The following is a 16,209-nucleotide window of genomic DNA, read 5'->3' on the forward strand; positions in this document are numbered from 1 at the left end:
GAGCGCGCTGACGCCGACCGCGACCGAAGTGTTATCGACCGTGAAAGTCAGCGTCGACACATCTGCGACCAGGATGGTCGCCGGCGCAAAAGCCTTGGAGAAGCCCGGCAGATTGGTGTCCTTGGTTGCCGTGTCGGTCTGTGCACCGCTGGCATTCCCGGCACCATCGGTCAGTGTCACCGACAGGGTGAGCGTCCCGTCGCCCAGGCCGGACACGTCGATCCCGGTGATCTGGTCTGTCGCGCCAGCCAGCGTCCCGCTGCCGGTGACATTCGTGCCGCCGCCATCCGACGAGATCGTATAGCTATAGTCGGCCGACACCTCCCCGCCCGCAAAGGTGAAGGAGACCGCGCTCTCGCTGGCCCCGGTTACCGGATCCTGGTCGAAGGACACGGAGAAGCCCACCGGAGCGGTATTGTCGACGGTATAGCTTTCGTTGGCGCCCGTCGGCGTAGTGTTGCTCAGAGGGTTGGTCAACAGGTCCTGAATGTCCTGGCCACCGGCAAAGCCGAGCCCGACCGCCCCGTTGAAGCTGGCCAGATTGCCGCCGGACAGCGTGACATCGTATTCCGACGTCGAGTTTGCAGCGACATTGGAGGCGGTGGCTGTAGAGGCCGTCGCTGCAAAGTCCGTGGTATCGACATTCTGGACGGCCTGATCGAACGTGACCCGGAAGACGAGACTGTCGGCATTCGTCGTTGCCGTTGCCGGCGTCTGGCGGACAATCGAGGTGATCCGCGGCTCGGTGTTCTCCACCGAATAGGTCTCGTCGGTCGCCGGCTCACCCACGGGAACCGCATTGCCGGCTGCATCGGTGATATCCTGGCCGCCCGCGAGATTGAGACCGACCGTCGCCGTCAGCCCTGCCAGATCGCCCCCGGACACGGTGAGCGTATAGGCCGCACCCGATCCGCCGATCACGCCGGTGGCCGTTGTCCCGGTAATGGTGAAATCATCCGCGGTAACGTTCTGAACCGTACCGTCGAAGGTGATGTCGAAGACGAGCGTGTCGGCATTGGTGTTCTGGGCCGCCGGCGTGTTTCGGGCGAAGGCGGTCAGCGCCGGCGCCGTATTGTCCAGCGTGTAGCTTTCATTGGCACCGGTCGGTGTGGTGTTGGACAGGCTGTTGCCAGCGAGGTCGGCAATATCCTGACCGCCTGCAAAGCCGAGCCCCACCGCGCCCTCGAAGCTGGCCAGATCGCCGCCCGATACGGTGACATCATACTCGGTAGCGGAGTTTGCAGCGACATTGGTCGCCGCAGCCGTCGTGCCGGAGACGGTGAAATCCGCCGTGCCGACATTGGCGACGCCCTCGTCAAAAGTGACCCGGAAGACAAGGCTGTCGGCATTCGTCGTGGCCGAAGCCGGTGTCTGCCGCGCAACGGACGTCACACGCGGTGCGGTATTGTCGACCGAATAGGTTTCGTCTGTCGCAGGTTCCCCGGCTGCGACGGCATTGCCGCTCGCATCGGTGATGTTCTGACCGCCCGCGAGATTGAGCCCGACCGTGCCGGTCAAGCCGGCCAGATCGCCGCCTGAAACCGTCAGCGTATAGGCTGCCCCGGAACCGCCGATCACGCCTGTCGCGGTCGTCCCGGTGATGGTGAAATCGTCAGCCGTGACATTCTGAACAGTGCCGTCGAACGTGATGTCGAACACCAGACTGTCGGCATTCGTGTTCTGTCCCGCCGGCGTATTGCGCGCGAAGGCAGTGAGCACCGGTGCGGTATTATCCAGCACATAGGTTTCGTCGGTCGCAGGCTCGCCGGCCGCAACCGCATTGCCAGCAGCGTCAGTGATATTCTGACCACCCGCCAGATCGATCCCCACCGTACCCGTCAGGCCCGCCAGGTCGCCGCCGGAGACCGTCAGCGTATAGGCTGCGCCGGATCCGCCGATCACACCGGTCGCGGTCGTACCTGTGATGGTGAAGTCGTCCGCGGTGACATTCTGCACCGTGCCATCGAAGGTGATGTCGAACACCAGGCTGTCGGCATTCGTGTTCTGGCCGGCTGGCGTGTTGCGCGCAAAGGCGTTCAGCACCGGCGCCGTATTATCCAGCGTATAGCTCTCATTGGCGCCGGTCGGCGTGGTGTTGACCAGAGCATTGCCAGCGGGCGTATCCGCGATGTTCTGGCCGCCGGCGAAGCCGAGCCCGACGGCGCCCTCGAAACTCGCCAGATTGCCGCCCGAGACCGTGACATCGTATTCGGTCGCCGAGTTTGCAGTGACATTGGTCGCCGTCGCGGTCGACCCGGTGACGGTAAAATCAGTGGTGTCGACGTTGGTGACATCCTCGTCGAACGTCACCCGGAAGACGAGACTATCGGCATTGGTCGTGGCCGAGGACGGGGTCTGACGCGCCACGGAGGTCACGCGCGGCGCGGTCGTATCGGACGGCGGCGGATCGAACACGAAGCTGTCGATCTGCATCTCGATGCCGGCGGCGTCGGAGGTGAGAACAACCTCGTCGACATTGTCGAAGGCCGCGCCCATGGTCGCCGTCCCGGTGCCTGTAAGCGCACCGCCGCTATAGGTGCCCTGGGATACACCGCCCAGGAAACCTTCCACCGTCACGATCTGGCGGCCCGGAATGATATCGTGCCAGAAGGACACGAAGTCGAACCGGGTGCCCGGCGTGGTGTGGGTGATGCGGATGGAACCCGCGCTGGGCGACGCATCATTGTGCCGCGCCACGGCAACACCGGTATTTCCCTCGCCACCATTGGCGAAGCCGATCCATTCGGCGGGCGTGTTGGGCGTGTCGTATTCGAAGCTGTAATTGCCGTCCGTTATTGTCAGACCAGGATAAAAGATCGTCCCGCCGATACCGTTGAAGTTGGCCTCTTCGCGAGCCACGATGGCCTGCAGCACACCGGCATAGCCCGACGCCGCAAACCCGGCCTGAACCGGGCTCCGGTCCAGCTCGCCACGTGTCCATTCCAGCGCCCAGTCACCGCCCAGCGAGCCGGCGCCGGTCAGGTTGGTCGATGCGGCCATGTCGGCGCCCAGCGCGTCCGCGAAGGCGCTGGCGAAACTCGCGCCCTCAGCGCCGGAGGCGACGTCACAGGCGTAGAGACGCACATCGGCATTATCCGCCAGCGCAGCGCGGATACGGGCCAGATAGTCGATTTCCAAGTCCAGCGCGGCGCGGTCGATGCGGCCGCCGGAGAATTGCAGCGCGCCTGGCGCGCCGTGGGAAATCAGGTGGACACTGCGGATGCCGTGCCGACCGTCCATATAACCGGCGATTTGTTCAAGCGGCGGTCGCCCGGCATCCAGGCGGACATACTCCGCGTCACCGGCTGCGTGTTCGAACACGTCAGCGCCCGTGACCCCGGGGTCGACGAACACTACCTCGTTCTGCGCCTGGGCCGGAGCCAGACAGGCCGCAGCCAGGATGGCGAAACCGGCCACGCAGTTGCGCGCAGCCTCGATCGAACCGAACAACGACTTGAACATCTTCCCCCCCGGGGCGCGTCGCCCCGCACGAAACCGCGCACAATTTATGGTCATATTTTTACATGACACATCGCTTAGTCATACAGTTGCGCCGGGGACGGCTCAACGAAAATCTCTGAAATGCCACCAGATCTGAGTGATCGCGTCTTGCGCGAATTTTCAATTTTGCAATCAGAAGAAGATCGAATGGCGGCATATTTCCCGATTTCTCAGGGATTTTATCAACCTTCAGAGATTATTTTCCATCACACACTTGTAAGTTATGCGTTTTCTGTCAGGCTCTCTGCCGGCTTGCAGGGGAGAGACATATGGAAGCCTACATGAGCATGATTACGCCATATGGTTGTAATTTCGTCATTCGAAGCTGGGGGCAGTGCGCCGGCGGCCTCATCGCGATCAGCCAGAACGATGCCCTTTTTTCGCTGCTCGGCACCAATTTCGGCGGCGACGGCCGCACGACATTCGGCCTGCCGGATCTGCGCGGCCGGGCCGCCATCAGCTGGGGCCAGGGTCCCGGCCTGAGCTTCCATAATATCGGCGCGAAGGGCGGCACCGAACAGGTGACCCTCACACAGTCCCAGATGCCGATGCACAACCACTCGCTCTTCATCACGACGGCGACACAACCTGGCGCAACGAGCCTGCCAGTAACAACGGGCGGCGGCGACGCGTCGACGCCTGACGGCAACTACATGGCCGCAACCAGCAGCACCAACCGCATCTACGGCTCCACCCTGTCCGACCCGCCGGGCGAAATGGGCCCGATCCCGCTGCCCTCGCAGCAGGTCAGTGTTCAGGGCAGCACGATGAATTCCGGGGGCAGCCAGCCCGTCTACACGGAGTCGCCGTACCAGGCCGTCAACTACCAGATCTGCATGTACGGCATCTATCCGTCGCGCGCCTAACCGAGCCAGGAGCCTTGTCATGAAGAAAACAGATCAACTGACCGCACAGGACTTCCAGGCCCTGGTCGGCGCCACCTTCCAGCTCGCCCACAAGCCGGTCTCGCTCGAAAGCGTCGATATCCGCGAGGCGCCTACGCCGGAACACCGTGCTCCGGCCAGCATCACCTTCGTCGCCGACGAGGAGATCGATGTGGATCACGGCACCCACCTGCTCTCCCACCCGGAACTGGGGGATCACCTGCTGCACATTCACCGCGTGAATGGCGGCGAAAAGCCGACCTACGAACTCATCATCGGCTGATCATCCGGATTGTCGCGGCGGCGCAGCCTCCGGGCGCCCGCCGCCCTGCTCGAGGGAGATGGGCATGGAAGCCTATATGAGCATGATTTCAGCCTTCGGCTGCAATTTTGTAATCCAGAACTGGGGCGCCTGCTCCGGCGGTCTTATGGCGATCAGTCAGAACACCGCCCTGTATTCGCTGATCCAGAATTTCTATGGCGGCGACGGCCGCACGACATTTGCCCTGCCGGACCTGCGCAGCCGGACCCCGATCAGCTACGGGCAGGGCCCGGGCCTGAGCAACAAGGTCCTCGGCCAGATCGGCGGCCGGGAAACCACCACACTGACGATCCTCGATCTGCCGATGCACCATCACGACATGTCGATCACCGGCCAGACCCAGGCCGGTACGGCCAGCCTGCCCGTGACAACGGGCGGCGGGGACGCGTCCACGCCGGACGGCAGCTTCATGGCGGCGACCAGCAGCACCAACCGCATCTATGGCTCGACCCTGTCCAACCCGCCGGGGGAGATGGGCCCGATCACCATTCCGGCGCAACAGGTGACGGTGAACGGGATGACGAACACGTCGGGCGGCAGTTTGCCGGTTCACACCCAGTCGCCCTACGAGGCCGTGAATTTCCAGATGTGCCTGTACGGCATCTACCCGTCACGTAGCTGATCAGGGGAGGAGCCCCATCGTGAAATCGCTTGAAGATCTCAAACCGGAAGACTTCGAAACGCTGGTCGGCAAGGCGTTCGAACTGGACGGTCACACCGTGACGCTGAAGAAGGTCGAGACACGCGAGGCGCCGGGCAAGAAGTTCCGGGCGCCGATGAGCCTGGTTTTCGCCGGACCGGAAGACACCGGCGTGATCGCCGGCACGCACACCCTGTCGCATCCGGAGATCGGCGAGCACGCCCTGCTCGTCCACCGGGTCACCGATCCGGACGAACCGACTTACGAGATCGTCCTGGGTTGACCGACTTCGGCCGTCCCGGGCCAGAACCCGGGACGGCCGAACCGTCTGCCGCCGCAATCGCACGCCCAACACGCCTCCGGTAAAACCATGTATCAGCCGTCCCAGACATCCAGTGCCGCGGTCAATCCGCTCGACCTCAATCTGCGTCCGGCCCAGGCAAAGGACGAGGCCTTCCTGCGCGCCGTCCACGATGCGGGGCGGGCCTGGGAATTCGAGCCGCTCAAGGCGGCCGGCGAGGACGAATTGCTGGCGAAGATCTACAAGCAGCAATACGCCGCTCAGCACGACGTCTATTTCAACGCCTTCACCCTGGCCAAATATGCGGTCGTCGAGTGGTGCGGCCAGCCCATCGGCCGGCTGTATGCCGACTTCCGCGATCACGAGATCCGTATTCTTGACCTCAACATCCTGCCCGCCTATCGCGGCCGGCGCATCGGCGAGATCATCGTGCGCAGCCTGTGCGCCCAGGCGGCTACCGAGCACAAGCCGGTGACGCTGCAGGTTCACCCGCTCAACAGGGCGCGGACCTTTTACCAGCGCCTCGGCTTTGTGGTTGCCGGTCAGCCCGCGGCGCACTCGCCGGGCGCCGGCGCCTTTGTCGAGATGGCCTGGCACGATCCGGCTACCGCCGCCGTCCAGGCCTGAGGCTGAACCTGCGACATTCCGGCCGTGCGCCCGTATGCCGCGGGGGCTCGCCCCCTGACTTCGACTACCCCTGAAAGCCGGACAACGACCGGACCGAGGGGCCCCATGAATTCCACAACCACATCCGCACCGGCATCCTGGCGCCGGCCCGCCCGCCTGTTCGAAGGCGCGCCCTTTCCGCTGCCGGCCGCCCCGCCCTGGCAGTCGCCGCAGGCTGCGAGGATTGCCCTGGCACCGCTCAGCGCTATGCTGACCCTGAGCCTGCGCCGGGTGCTGCGCCGCCATCCCGACCTCCACGACCGGCTCGACGCCGCCCGCAACACGGTGATCCGGATTGCACCCGCCGAATACCCCATCGCCTTCGCGATCGCGCTGACCGATACCAGCGGCACGGTCACGGCGCTGCCGAAAGCCGCACCGGAACCGGCCAATGTGCGGGTGGAAGCGCCGCTGGACTGTCTCCTGACCATCTTCCAGGGCGAGGATGACGGCGACGCCGCCTTCTTCTCGTCGGAACTGGTGATTGAGGGCGAGATGGCGCCCCTGGTTGCCCTGCGCAATGCAATCGAGGCTGCCGGCCTGGACTGGCGTGACCTTCTGCCCCTGCCGCTTCCGCCTGGCCTCGACGCGCTGATCCGGAGGCTGGCCTGATGCTCGAACTCGTCTGCCCGGCCGGGACACCGGCCAGCCTGCACGCGGCGGTGGAGAGCGGTGCCGACGCCGTCTATTGCGGCCTGCGCGACGCCACCAATGCCCGCAACTTCCCCGGGCTGAACTTCTCGCCCGACGAGCTGGCCGCCTCGGTCGAGTTCGCCCATGCCCGCGGCGCGAAAGTCCTGCTCGCCGTGAACACGTTCGCCACGGCCGGCCACACGGCGCCCTGGACCGGGGCCGTCGATACGGCTGCCGCCTGCGGCGCGGATGCAATCGTCGCCGCCGACCTCACCGTGCTCGACCATGCTGCAAACCGGCACCCGCAATTGCGCCTGCATCTCTCCGTCCAGGCCGCGGCCGGCACGCCGGAAGCCATTGTGTTCTATGCCGAGCGCTTCGGCGTGAAACGGGTCGTGCTGCCGCGCATCCTGTCCATTCCCGAAATTGCGGCCCTGGCGAAGGAAATTCCCGTCGAGATCGAAGCCTTTGCCTTCGGCGGCCTGTGCGTGATGACCGAGGGCCGGTGCGACCTCTCTTCCTATGTCACGGGCCGTTCGCCGAACCTGTCCGGCGTCTGCTCGCCATCCGAATGCGTCAGCTATTCCAGCGAGGCCGGCCAGCGCTCGGCGAAGCTGTCCGGCCTCACCATCGACCGTAGCGCCGCCGGCCAGCCGGTCGGCTACCCGACAATCTGCAAGGGACGTTTCGTCGACAAAGGCGAGGCGAGCCACATCTTCGAGGACCCGGTCAGCCTCAACACGATCGACGTCCTGCCCGACCTCATCCGCGCCGGCGTCAGCGCCCTCAAGATCGAGGGACGCCAACGCGGCAAGGCCTATGTCCAGCAGGTCACCCGCGAATTCCGCACGGCTATCGACGCCGTGCTGGCCGGCCAGCGTACCGGCACCGCAGACACACTGGCCGCTCTCACCGAGGGGCATCGCAGCACAACGGGGGCGTACCGAAAGACATGGCGCTGACATCCACATCCATCGAACTCACCCTGGGCCCGCTCTATTACAACTGGCCCGCCGGCCGCCTGGCCGACTTCTATGCCCGTATCGCCGACGAGGCCCCGGTCGAGCGTGTCCATCTCGGCGAGATCGTCTGCGGCAAGCGCTCGCCCCTCACCATCGACGCGGTCGTGGCGGCGGCGGAGCGTCTGGAGCGCGGCGGCAAGACGGTCGTCTGGTCCGGCCTCATCTCACCGGTCAACAAGCGCGAGCGCCGGATGACACGGGATCTGATGCAGGGCGATGGTCTGGTCGAGATCAATGATTTCGGCGCCCTGAAAGACCGCCAGGACCGGCCCTTCGTCGCCGGTCCCTTCCTCAACGTCTACAATGAAGCCGCCCTTGCCCTTCTCGCCTCAATGGGCTGCCGGCGCTGGTGTCCCCGGGTGGAGCTGTCGCTCGATGCGATCTCCGCCATTGCCGCCGGCAATCCGGGTGTGGAGGTCGAGCTCTTCGCTTTCGGCCGCCTGCCGCTTGCCCATTCCGGCCGGTGCTATCACGCCCGCCAGAACGGGCTGACCAAGGACAGCTGCCAGTATGTCTGCGAGAAAGACCCCGACGGGGCCGGGGTCGAGACACTCGATGGCATCCCCTTCCTTGCCTATAACGGCGTTCAGACCCTCTCCCACGCCCTGCATGTGTCGCCCTTTTCCTCCGCTGCCTTGCGGCGGAGCGGCGTAAGCGCGCTGCGCCTGTCACCGCACAGCGGCGACATGGTCGCCATCGCGCAGACCTGGCGCGGCTTTCTGGATGGCCGGAGCGATCTCGACGCCCTGCTCGCCGCAATCCGCGATGAAATGCCGGGCTTCGACCTTGTCAGCGGTTATCTGGCCGGCAAGGCGGGTCGGGAATGGAGCGGGGTCATCCAGCCGGCCACATGAGCGTGGTATCGCCGGACCGGAGCAAACCTCCCAGCGCTGCAGAGAGTCCCGCCCGGACCTCCTGATCGACTGTGATTCGAGGCGCAAAGACGGTGCCCATCGCGAGGAAGTTGGCAACGATGCGGTCCGGATCGCCCCCGCCGGCGATGAAGGCCGTCCGGGTCCTGTCCGCCATCGGATCGTCGACCGTGAACCGGTTGCCGCGGGCATCCTCGCCGCCCTGCCAGCGCATCCAGGCGGCAATGGCGAGTTTGAGCGCCGGCGAATTCCGGCCGCCTGCCCGCCGGTCGGCGAGCGTGGCCAGCAGGCGTTGCGGCAGTTTCTGGGAACCGTCCATGGCGATCTGATGCAGCCGGTGCGCCAGCGCCGGATTGGCGAAACGGTCCAGCAGGGCCTGGCGATAGACCGCCGCTTCGAACCCGTCCGGCCTGTCCAGCGTCGGCTCCACCTCGTCCCAAAGGGCTTCGACAAAAGCCCGCAGATGCGGATCCGCGATGGCCTCGTGGACATGGGTATAGCCGGCCAGCCCACCCAGATAGGCCAGCGCCGAATGCGCGCCGTTTAGCAGACGCAGCTTGATCTTTTCCCACGGCGCGACATCCAGGGTCATCTCCACGCCAACGCGTTCCAGCGGCGGCCGGCGATTGCAGAACCGGTCTTCGACGACCCATTGAGAGAAGGCCTCCGCCTTCACCATGCCGGCATCGCGATAGCCTTCGCGCACCGCCAATGCCTCAATGTCCGCCTCTGTCGTCGCCGGTACAATCCGGTCCACCATCGAGCACGGGAAGGCGGTCGTCTCGGCGATCCAGTCGGCCAGTCCGGGATCGGTCTGCCGGGCCAGTTCCACAACGGCAGCCCGGGTACGGCGCCCGTTCTCGGGAAGATTGTCGCAGGACAGGATGGTGAAGGGCGCCAGCCCCTCCGCCCGGCGCCGAGCCAGCGCGGCCACCAGATAGCCGGGACCGGTTTGCGGACTGTCCGGATGCTCGACATCATGCCGGATCGCAGCGGAGTCGAGGTTGAGCGCGCCGGTTCCGGGATCGAGTTCATAGCCCTTTTCAGTGATGGTCAGCGTGACCAGTGCGATGTCGGGATGCGCCATCGCGGCGACGAGCCGGCGCGGATCGGCTGGACCGACGAGGACATCACGCACAGATCGGATGACACGGCTCACCTCCCCGCCCCGGTCCTGTTCGACGCAGGTATAGAGGCCGGACTGCGGGTTGAGCTGGTCCGCAACGCCGGCCGAACGCAGCGATGCGCCGCGGATCATCCACCCGGTCTCGCCCTGCGACAGAAGCCGGTCGAAATAGACCGCCTGGTGCGCACGGTGGAAGGCGCCGACACCCAGATGAACGATGCCGGTCGGCTGGTTCCGGTCATAGTCCGGTATTGCTGCGACGTCCGGGCCGAGCCTGGGCGGGCGGGTCATCGCGGACGGATCCCGATAGACTTCAACCTCCCGACGCGTGCGATGCGCCGGCAGCCCGGTCTGCATCCAGCCAGCCGGGCTTCAGGCGGGTCAGCGACAGGTCGATCCGGCCGAAACTGCCGAAGTCGACAAGGGCACGATCGCCGACCTGGGCCTGGTGGACGCCCGTTACGGCACCCGTCGAGATCAGGCTGCCTGCGGGCAATTCGATCCGGCGTACCTGCATCAGGCGCAGGATGAAACCCAAAGCGCCGATCGGTCCGCCCGGCAGGTCTGCAGCGGTGGCACGGCCAACCTCGCGACCGTTTATCGAGACCATTGCCGGCAGGCTGGACCAGTCGCGTGCGCTCCAGTCCTCGATTTCCGGCCCCACGAGAAGTCCGAAATTATTCCCGAAATCGCTGACGACGCAGGTCGGACCCAGATCATTGATCCCCGGGAAGGGGCTCGAGGCGATTTCCGCGCCGACATGCAGGCTGCCGGCGACCGCGTTCACATAGGCATCGGTAATCTCGGCCCCGACCGGCACATCGGCCGCCAGCCGGAATATGAACTCCGCTTCCACGGCGGCAAAGCCTTCGGCGAAGACCGGCATGTCGTGACGGCGCCCGGCCCGGGCCGGGCCGATCAGAGCTTCGAAGATCGGTCCGACCAGACGTTCGGCGCCGGCGCGCTCGCGGAATTCCGGCGGCACAAGCCCGATTTTCCACCCACCGACCCGGTCGGGCCAGCGTGCGATGGAGTGATCCTGAACGACGTAGGACTCTGTCAACGTGGCCGGCAGATCGCCCGGATAGGCGGCCAGTCCGCGTGCATTGAGCCGCGCATCGACAAAGGCGTCGGAGATGGTTTTCTGGTTGGGCGTCAAACTGGTTTTCCTTGATTTTCCCCGCCTTGTCAGCCGGCGGGTTACTCTGACGAAGGGGCTTGCGCCGCCCATGAGATGCGTTACGGTCCCGACTAGGAAACCGGTGTCATTTTTCACGGTATTCCCTCAAGATCAAGCCGCGAGCTAACAATTGCGGCAATCAGGGGCGGCGGCGGAAACATCCGCAAAGCGGCCCGGGAGGAGGAAAACATGTCGAGAAGCGCTTTGCTGACGGGCGTTTGCGCCCTGGTTGCAGCCTGCGGTCACCTACCTGCCTCCGCCCAGACGGGCGATGCGGCCGCCTCACCGGGGCCTGCAGGCGGCCAGCTTGCCTTCCCCGGCGCCGACGGTTTCGGCCGCTACAGCACCGGCGGCCGCGGCGGCCAGGTCTTCACGGTCACCAATCTCAACGATGCCGGCCCCGGATCGTTGCGCGAGGCGGTGGAAGCCGAGGGACCACGCACCGTGGTCTTCGCGGTCGACGGGACGATCCGGCTGGAAAGCCCGCTGCGCATCCTCAATGACCACATCACCATCGCCGGCCAGTCCGCACCCGGCGCCGGCATCGCGCTGCGCGACTATCCGCTGCAGATCAACGCCAATCACGTCGTCGTGCGCTATATCCGCTCGCGGATCGGCGGCGAGAGCGGCGTCGAGGACGATGCAATCTCCATCGTCGGCGGGTCCGACATCATCGTCGACCATGTGTCCGCCAGCTGGGCGATCGACGAGGTCCTGTCATCCTCGCAGAGCTATCGCGGCACGCCGGGCCAGAAACACCTGACCAATCTGACGGTGCAATGGTCGATCATCGCCGAGGGCCTTTATGATGCCGGCCACGAAAAGGGCGACCGGGCCTATGGCAGCCTGATCCGCGGCAATGCCGGGGCACGCTATTCCTGGCACCACAATCTGTGGGCCAATCATCATTCGCGCATGCCGCGCATCGGCAACTACGCCACCCCGTTCGACGACACGGACGGCCTGCTGCTCGATTTCCGCAACAACGTCTTCTACAACTGGGGCCATGGTGCCGAGACCGACTTCTGGGACTGGGTGCCCGAAAGCGAGGACTTCGATCCGAGCCAGCATCTCGGCCTGAACCAGCCACCGCTCTACGGCCGTGAAGGCACGGACTATCACTACGCCGCCGGCACCGATCTCGATCCGGCCTCGGTCGCCCGCTACAACTTCGTCAACAATGCCTATGTCCAGGGTCCGCAAACGCTGGGCCCCGTGATCTTCTATATGCGCAACACGACCGGCCGCGCCTATTTCGACGGCAACACGATGGATGGCGAGCGGCGCGAACAATTGCCCATGCTGCGCTCGGCGGCGCACGAGCTGTCCTGGGTGGACGAGCCCTTCCCGGTCGTCTTCGGCGAGACCGACGACGCACTCGACGCCTTCGAGACCGTGCTGGAGACGGCTGGTGCTTCGCTGCGGCGTGACAGTGCCGACCGGCGCATCATCGACGATGTGCGCAACGGCACGGGACGGATCATTTCCTCGGAAGCCGAAGTGGGCGGCTGGCCGGACCTGCCGGGGGGCGAAGCGCGCACCGATACGGATGGCGACGGCATGCCCGATGCCTGGGAAACACAGAACGGGCTCGACCCGGCCGATCCCGCCGACGGCGCTGCAGACGCCGACGGCGACGGCTACACCAATCTCGAGGCGTGGCTGAACGGGCTGGTCGCCACGCCCTAGAACGGTCGCCGGGAAGGGGAGCCCGACATGATCAACCGACGACATCTCATCGCATCCGGTGCGGCCCTGGCCGTCGCCGGCTGCGGCCGAGGGGAACGGCCCCTGCACTCGGCCGACGCCCACCTGGCCGACTATCCGACCGTGCAGGGCGTCCAGGCGATGGCCGACATGGTCGCCGAACGCACGAGCGGCCGGCTGTCCGTGAAGATCTTTGCCGGCGGCCAGCTGGGCTCCGAGCGCGACACGCTGGAACTGACCGTGTTCGGTGCGCTCGACCTGAACCGGGTCAATCTGGCGCCGCTGAACTCGATCTCGCCGGAAACGGTGATCCCGTCCCTGCCCTTCCTGTTCAATTCCATCGGCCACATGCGCACCGCGCTCGACGGCGCGCCGGGCCAGCAGATCCTCGACGCCCTCGCGCCGCACGGCCTGATCGGCCTGTGCTTCTACGACAGCGGCGCGCGCAGCTTCTACAATACGCGCGGCCCGATCCTGGAACCGGCCGACCTGCAGGGCATGAAGATCCGCGTCCAGAATTCCGATCTCTATGTCGCCATGGTCGAGGCGCTGGGCGCCAACCCGACCCCGATGTCGCTGGGCGAGGTCTATCAGGGTCTGGTCCAGGGCGTGATCGACGGTGCAGAGAACAACTGGCCCTCCTATGAATCGACCCGGCATTTCGAGGCCGCACGCTATTACAGCCTGACGCGGCATGTCATGGCGCCCGAGATTCTGGTCATGTCGCGCCATCGCTGGGAGCGGCTGAGCGAGGCCGACCGCGAGATTTTCCGCGAGGCCGCCCGCGCATCGGTTCCGGTCATGCGCGGCCTTTGGGATGCCCGTGTCGCCAGTTCGCGCGAGCGGGTTCTGGCCGCCGGTGTGGAAGCGAATGAAGTCGCCGACATCGCCGCCTTCTCCGACCGCATGGAAAGCGTCTGGGACCGGTTCGTCCGCACCGATGTCCAGCGCCGGCTGGTCGAGGATATCCGCAATATGGGAGGCGAAGCCTGATGCGTGCCATCGCCCGTTTCCTCCGCCTGGCCAGCCGCGCCCTGCTGGTCGCCGGCGCGCTCGGCCTGATCGCGATGACCGCGATCATCGGCTGGCAGGTCTTCGCCCGCTATGTGCTCAATGCCAGTCCCTCCTGGTCCGAACAGGCCTCCCTGGTGCTGATGATCTGGTATGTCTCCTTTGCCGCCGCGGCCGGCGTGAAGGAAGGCTTCCACATCCGCATCGGCGCGCTGGTCAATCTCCTGCCCGACAACCAGGCCCGCTGGCTCAACGTGTTCGCCCAGGCAGTCGTGGCGGCCGTCGGGATCGCCATGGCGGTCTGGGGCGGCGAGCTGATCGCCCGCACCTGGGATCACGTCATCCCGACCCTGGGTATTCCGCGCGGTTTCGCCTATCTGCCGCTGCCCGTATCCGGTGCGCTGATCGCCCTGTTCGCACTGGAGAATATCCTGGAAATCCTCAATCCGGCCGCCGCCGGCGAAGCGGAGGCCTGAGCCATGGAACTCGCCGTTCTCGTCATCGTTCTCGCGCTTTTGCTGATCGCCGGCGTCCCGGTCGCCTTCTCGCTGCTCGGCGCGACGCTGGTGACCTTCTTCATGATGGATCTGCCGCCTGTTGCCGTCTTCCAGCGCATGGCCGGCGGCATGAGCGTGTTCTCCCTGATGGCAATCCCCTTCTTCGTCTTCGCCGGCGAGCTGATGCACAGGTCGGGCATAGCCGGACGCCTTGTGCGCGTGGCCGAGGCTGCCTTCGGGCGCTCACGGGGCGGGCTGGGCCAGGTCAATGTCGGCGCCTCCATGCTGTTCGGCGCCGTTTCCGGCTCGGCCATCGCCTCGGTGTCGGCCATGGGGTCGACCCTGATGCCGATGATGAAGGAACGCGGCTATGACGCCGACTACGCCGTCAACGTCACCTCGACCTCGGCCATTTGCGGTCTGCTGATCCCGCCCTCGCACAACATGATCATCTATGCCGCTGCAGCCGGTGTCGGCGTCTCGATCGGCGAGCTGTTCGTCGGCGGCATCGTGCCGGGCCTGCTGACCGGCGCTGCCCTGATGGTCGCGGCCTGGCTGGTCGCGGTGCGCCGGGGCTATCCGCGCGGCGCCTTCCCCGGCTGGATGGCCTTCCTGCATGCCTTCGCGATGGCTGTGCCCGGACTGATGACGGCCGTGATCATTGTCGGCGGCGTGCTGGGCGGCGTGTTCACGGCAGTCGAGTCTTCCGCCGTCGCCGTGATCTATACCGTGCTCGTCGCCGCCCTGCTGTACCGGTCGATGGGACCGAAAGCCTTTCTCGACGCCGCCGTCCAGGCCGTGAAGACGACCGCCATGGTGCTGCTGATCATCGGCTCGGCTTCGGCCTTCGGATGGATGCTGGCGCTGCTGGAGGCGCCCTCGCAGCTGGCCGGGCTGATCACCACGATCACCGACAATCCGATCCTCATCCTGCTGATCATCAACCTGATCCTGCTGGTTCTGGGCACTTTCATGGACATGTCGCCCCTGATCGTGATCACCACGCCGATCTTCCTGCCGGTGGTCACCGAGCTGGGCATGGATCCGGTACAGTTCGGCGTCGTGATGATGCTCAATCTGGGTATCGGCCTGGTGACGCCGCCGGTCGGCTCGGTGCTGTTCGTCGGCTCCGCCATCGGCAAGGTTCCCGTCGAGGAGACCGTCAAGACGATCTGGCCCTTCTACGGTGCCCTCTTCGTCGCCCTGATGGCCGTCACCTATTTCCCCGCCCTGTCGATGGGCCTGGTCAACCTGATGCGCTGATCCGGACGCCACGTTTTATTCCACTCTCTCCACTTTCCCCGGCCTCCGTGCCGGGGCCCGGCTGAGCCTGCATCTGAAACGCCGCCAGACCCCGGAATAAATCCGGGGAAAGCGCCACTCTCTCTTTCTTCCCCACTGCGTGGGGAAGTGGGCCGCGGCGGTAGCCGCGGGTCGCAGGGGCCGGCGCGAAGCGCCGGGAGGCGGTGGAGCTTGTCTCTGACACAACGCCGCTGACGCGGCGCCCCTCCGTCTCGCCGCTGGGCGGCGATCCACCTCCCCATGGAATGGGGAGGAAACAGCACGAAACCCTCCACGGCGCTGGGCGCCTGGAGCGATGAGAGGGGTGCGGGATGCACGGCGGACATCGCGTGTCCGATTTGAAGGTTTGGTGGTGATGCCCGAGGCATCCCGCACGCGGAGATTTACCCGGATCCCTTGCGGGACCGTCTCGAAACCTGCAGGCACGCTCCGGTCGAGCTTTTTGCCGGTGTCCCCGCAGATGGCCACGCCGGAGCCTGATGCTGTCACCCACCAGGCGCGGACGAGCTCCGCACGCTCCCGGGCACAAGGGACTGAGCTCATGC

The 16,209-nt window shown here is 65.7% G+C and carries 15 protein-coding genes; 12 read left to right on the plus strand and 3 right to left on the minus strand.

What is annotated here, in order from left to right; translation table 11 throughout:
* The coding region (locus tag JJ918_RS17060) for a DUF4347 domain-containing protein (protein WP_291890059.1) at nucleotides 1-3,462 on the minus strand (3,462 nt) is incomplete at its 3' end.
* 308 nt (nucleotides 3,463-3,770) lie between these two features.
* On the opposite strand from JJ918_RS17060, the gene JJ918_RS17065 reads away from it, so the two are divergent.
* The 8 genes from JJ918_RS17065 to JJ918_RS17100 all read left to right on the plus strand — a co-directional run bounded on the left by JJ918_RS17065 (nucleotide 3,771) and on the right by JJ918_RS17100 (nucleotide 8,823).
* Nucleotides 3,771-4,367, plus strand: coding sequence for a phage tail protein (locus JJ918_RS17065; protein WP_291890062.1), 597 nt, complete (start codon nucleotides 3,771-3,773; stop codon nucleotides 4,365-4,367).
* 19 nt (nucleotides 4,368-4,386) lie between these two features.
* On the plus strand, nucleotides 4,387-4,668 hold the full coding sequence (locus JJ918_RS17070; RefSeq protein WP_291890065.1) for a hypothetical protein: 282 nt from the start codon (nucleotides 4,387-4,389) through the stop codon (nucleotides 4,666-4,668).
* 64 nt (nucleotides 4,669-4,732) lie between these two features.
* Complete coding sequence (locus JJ918_RS17075; protein WP_291890067.1) at nucleotides 4,733-5,329, plus strand: phage tail protein; 597 nt, start codon at nucleotides 4,733-4,735, stop codon at nucleotides 5,327-5,329.
* A gap of 19 nt (nucleotides 5,330-5,348) precedes the next feature.
* Nucleotides 5,349-5,630, plus strand: a complete 282-nt coding sequence (locus JJ918_RS17080; protein ID WP_291890070.1) for a hypothetical protein — start codon at nucleotides 5,349-5,351, stop codon at nucleotides 5,628-5,630.
* An 87-nt stretch (nucleotides 5,631-5,717) separates the two neighbouring features.
* On the plus strand, nucleotides 5,718-6,275 hold the full coding sequence (locus JJ918_RS17085; RefSeq protein ID WP_291890073.1) for a GNAT family N-acetyltransferase: 558 nt from the start codon (nucleotides 5,718-5,720) through the stop codon (nucleotides 6,273-6,275).
* Between the two features lie 105 nt (nucleotides 6,276-6,380).
* Nucleotides 6,381-6,926 (plus strand): SCP2 sterol-binding domain-containing protein, encoded by a 546-nt coding sequence (locus tag JJ918_RS17090; protein ID WP_291890075.1) that lies wholly within the window; start codon nucleotides 6,381-6,383, stop codon nucleotides 6,924-6,926.
* Nucleotides 6,926-7,909 (plus strand): peptidase U32 family protein, encoded by a 984-nt coding sequence (locus JJ918_RS17095; protein ID WP_291890078.1) that lies wholly within the window; start codon nucleotides 6,926-6,928, stop codon nucleotides 7,907-7,909. Before JJ918_RS17090 ends, JJ918_RS17095 begins: the two co-directional genes overlap by 1 nt.
* Entirely contained in the window at nucleotides 7,900-8,823 is a 924-nt protein-coding gene (locus tag JJ918_RS17100; RefSeq protein WP_291890080.1) for a U32 family peptidase, read from the plus strand. Before JJ918_RS17095 ends, JJ918_RS17100 begins: the two co-directional genes overlap by 10 nt.
* Here JJ918_RS17100 and JJ918_RS17105 read toward each other — a convergent pair.
* Nucleotides 8,804-10,258, minus strand: a complete 1,455-nt coding sequence (locus tag JJ918_RS17105) for a mannitol dehydrogenase family protein (RefSeq protein ID WP_291890082.1) — start codon at nucleotides 10,256-10,258, stop codon at nucleotides 8,804-8,806. The two genes, JJ918_RS17100 and JJ918_RS17105, sit on opposite strands and share 20 nt — an antisense overlap.
* 22 nt (nucleotides 10,259-10,280) lie before the next feature.
* Complete coding sequence (locus tag JJ918_RS17110; protein ID WP_291890084.1) at nucleotides 10,281-11,126, minus strand: hypothetical protein; 846 nt, start codon at nucleotides 11,124-11,126, stop codon at nucleotides 10,281-10,283.
* A gap of 210 nt (nucleotides 11,127-11,336) precedes the next feature.
* Between JJ918_RS17110 and JJ918_RS17115 the strand changes: the two genes are divergently transcribed.
* Genes JJ918_RS17115 through JJ918_RS17130 form a run of 4 tightly spaced genes read left to right on the plus strand, consistent with a single transcriptional unit; the run spans nucleotide 11,337 to nucleotide 15,625 of the window.
* Nucleotides 11,337-12,836: a hypothetical protein gene (locus tag JJ918_RS17115; protein ID WP_291890086.1), complete on the plus strand. Its 1,500-nt coding sequence runs from the start codon at nucleotides 11,337-11,339 to the stop codon at nucleotides 12,834-12,836.
* A gap of 27 nt (nucleotides 12,837-12,863) precedes the next feature.
* Complete coding sequence (locus tag JJ918_RS17120) at nucleotides 12,864-13,847, plus strand: TRAP transporter substrate-binding protein (RefSeq protein WP_291890088.1); 984 nt, start codon at nucleotides 12,864-12,866, stop codon at nucleotides 13,845-13,847.
* A complete protein-coding gene (locus JJ918_RS17125) occupies nucleotides 13,847-14,341 on the plus strand; it encodes a TRAP transporter small permease (RefSeq protein ID WP_291890091.1) in 495 nt (164 codons plus the stop codon). The genes JJ918_RS17120 and JJ918_RS17125 overlap by 1 nt, the downstream gene beginning before the upstream one ends.
* Nucleotides 14,342-14,344: 3 nt before the next feature.
* The gene (locus JJ918_RS17130) at nucleotides 14,345-15,625 is read left to right on the plus strand and encodes a TRAP transporter large permease (RefSeq protein WP_291890093.1); all 1,281 of its coding nucleotides are present in this window, start codon (nucleotides 14,345-14,347) and stop codon (nucleotides 15,623-15,625) included.
* Nucleotides 15,626-16,209 lie beyond the last annotated feature (584 nt).

Source organism: Maricaulis sp. (genome assembly GCF_017642925.1).
Classification (GTDB): Bacteria; Pseudomonadota; Alphaproteobacteria; order Caulobacterales; family Maricaulaceae; genus Maricaulis.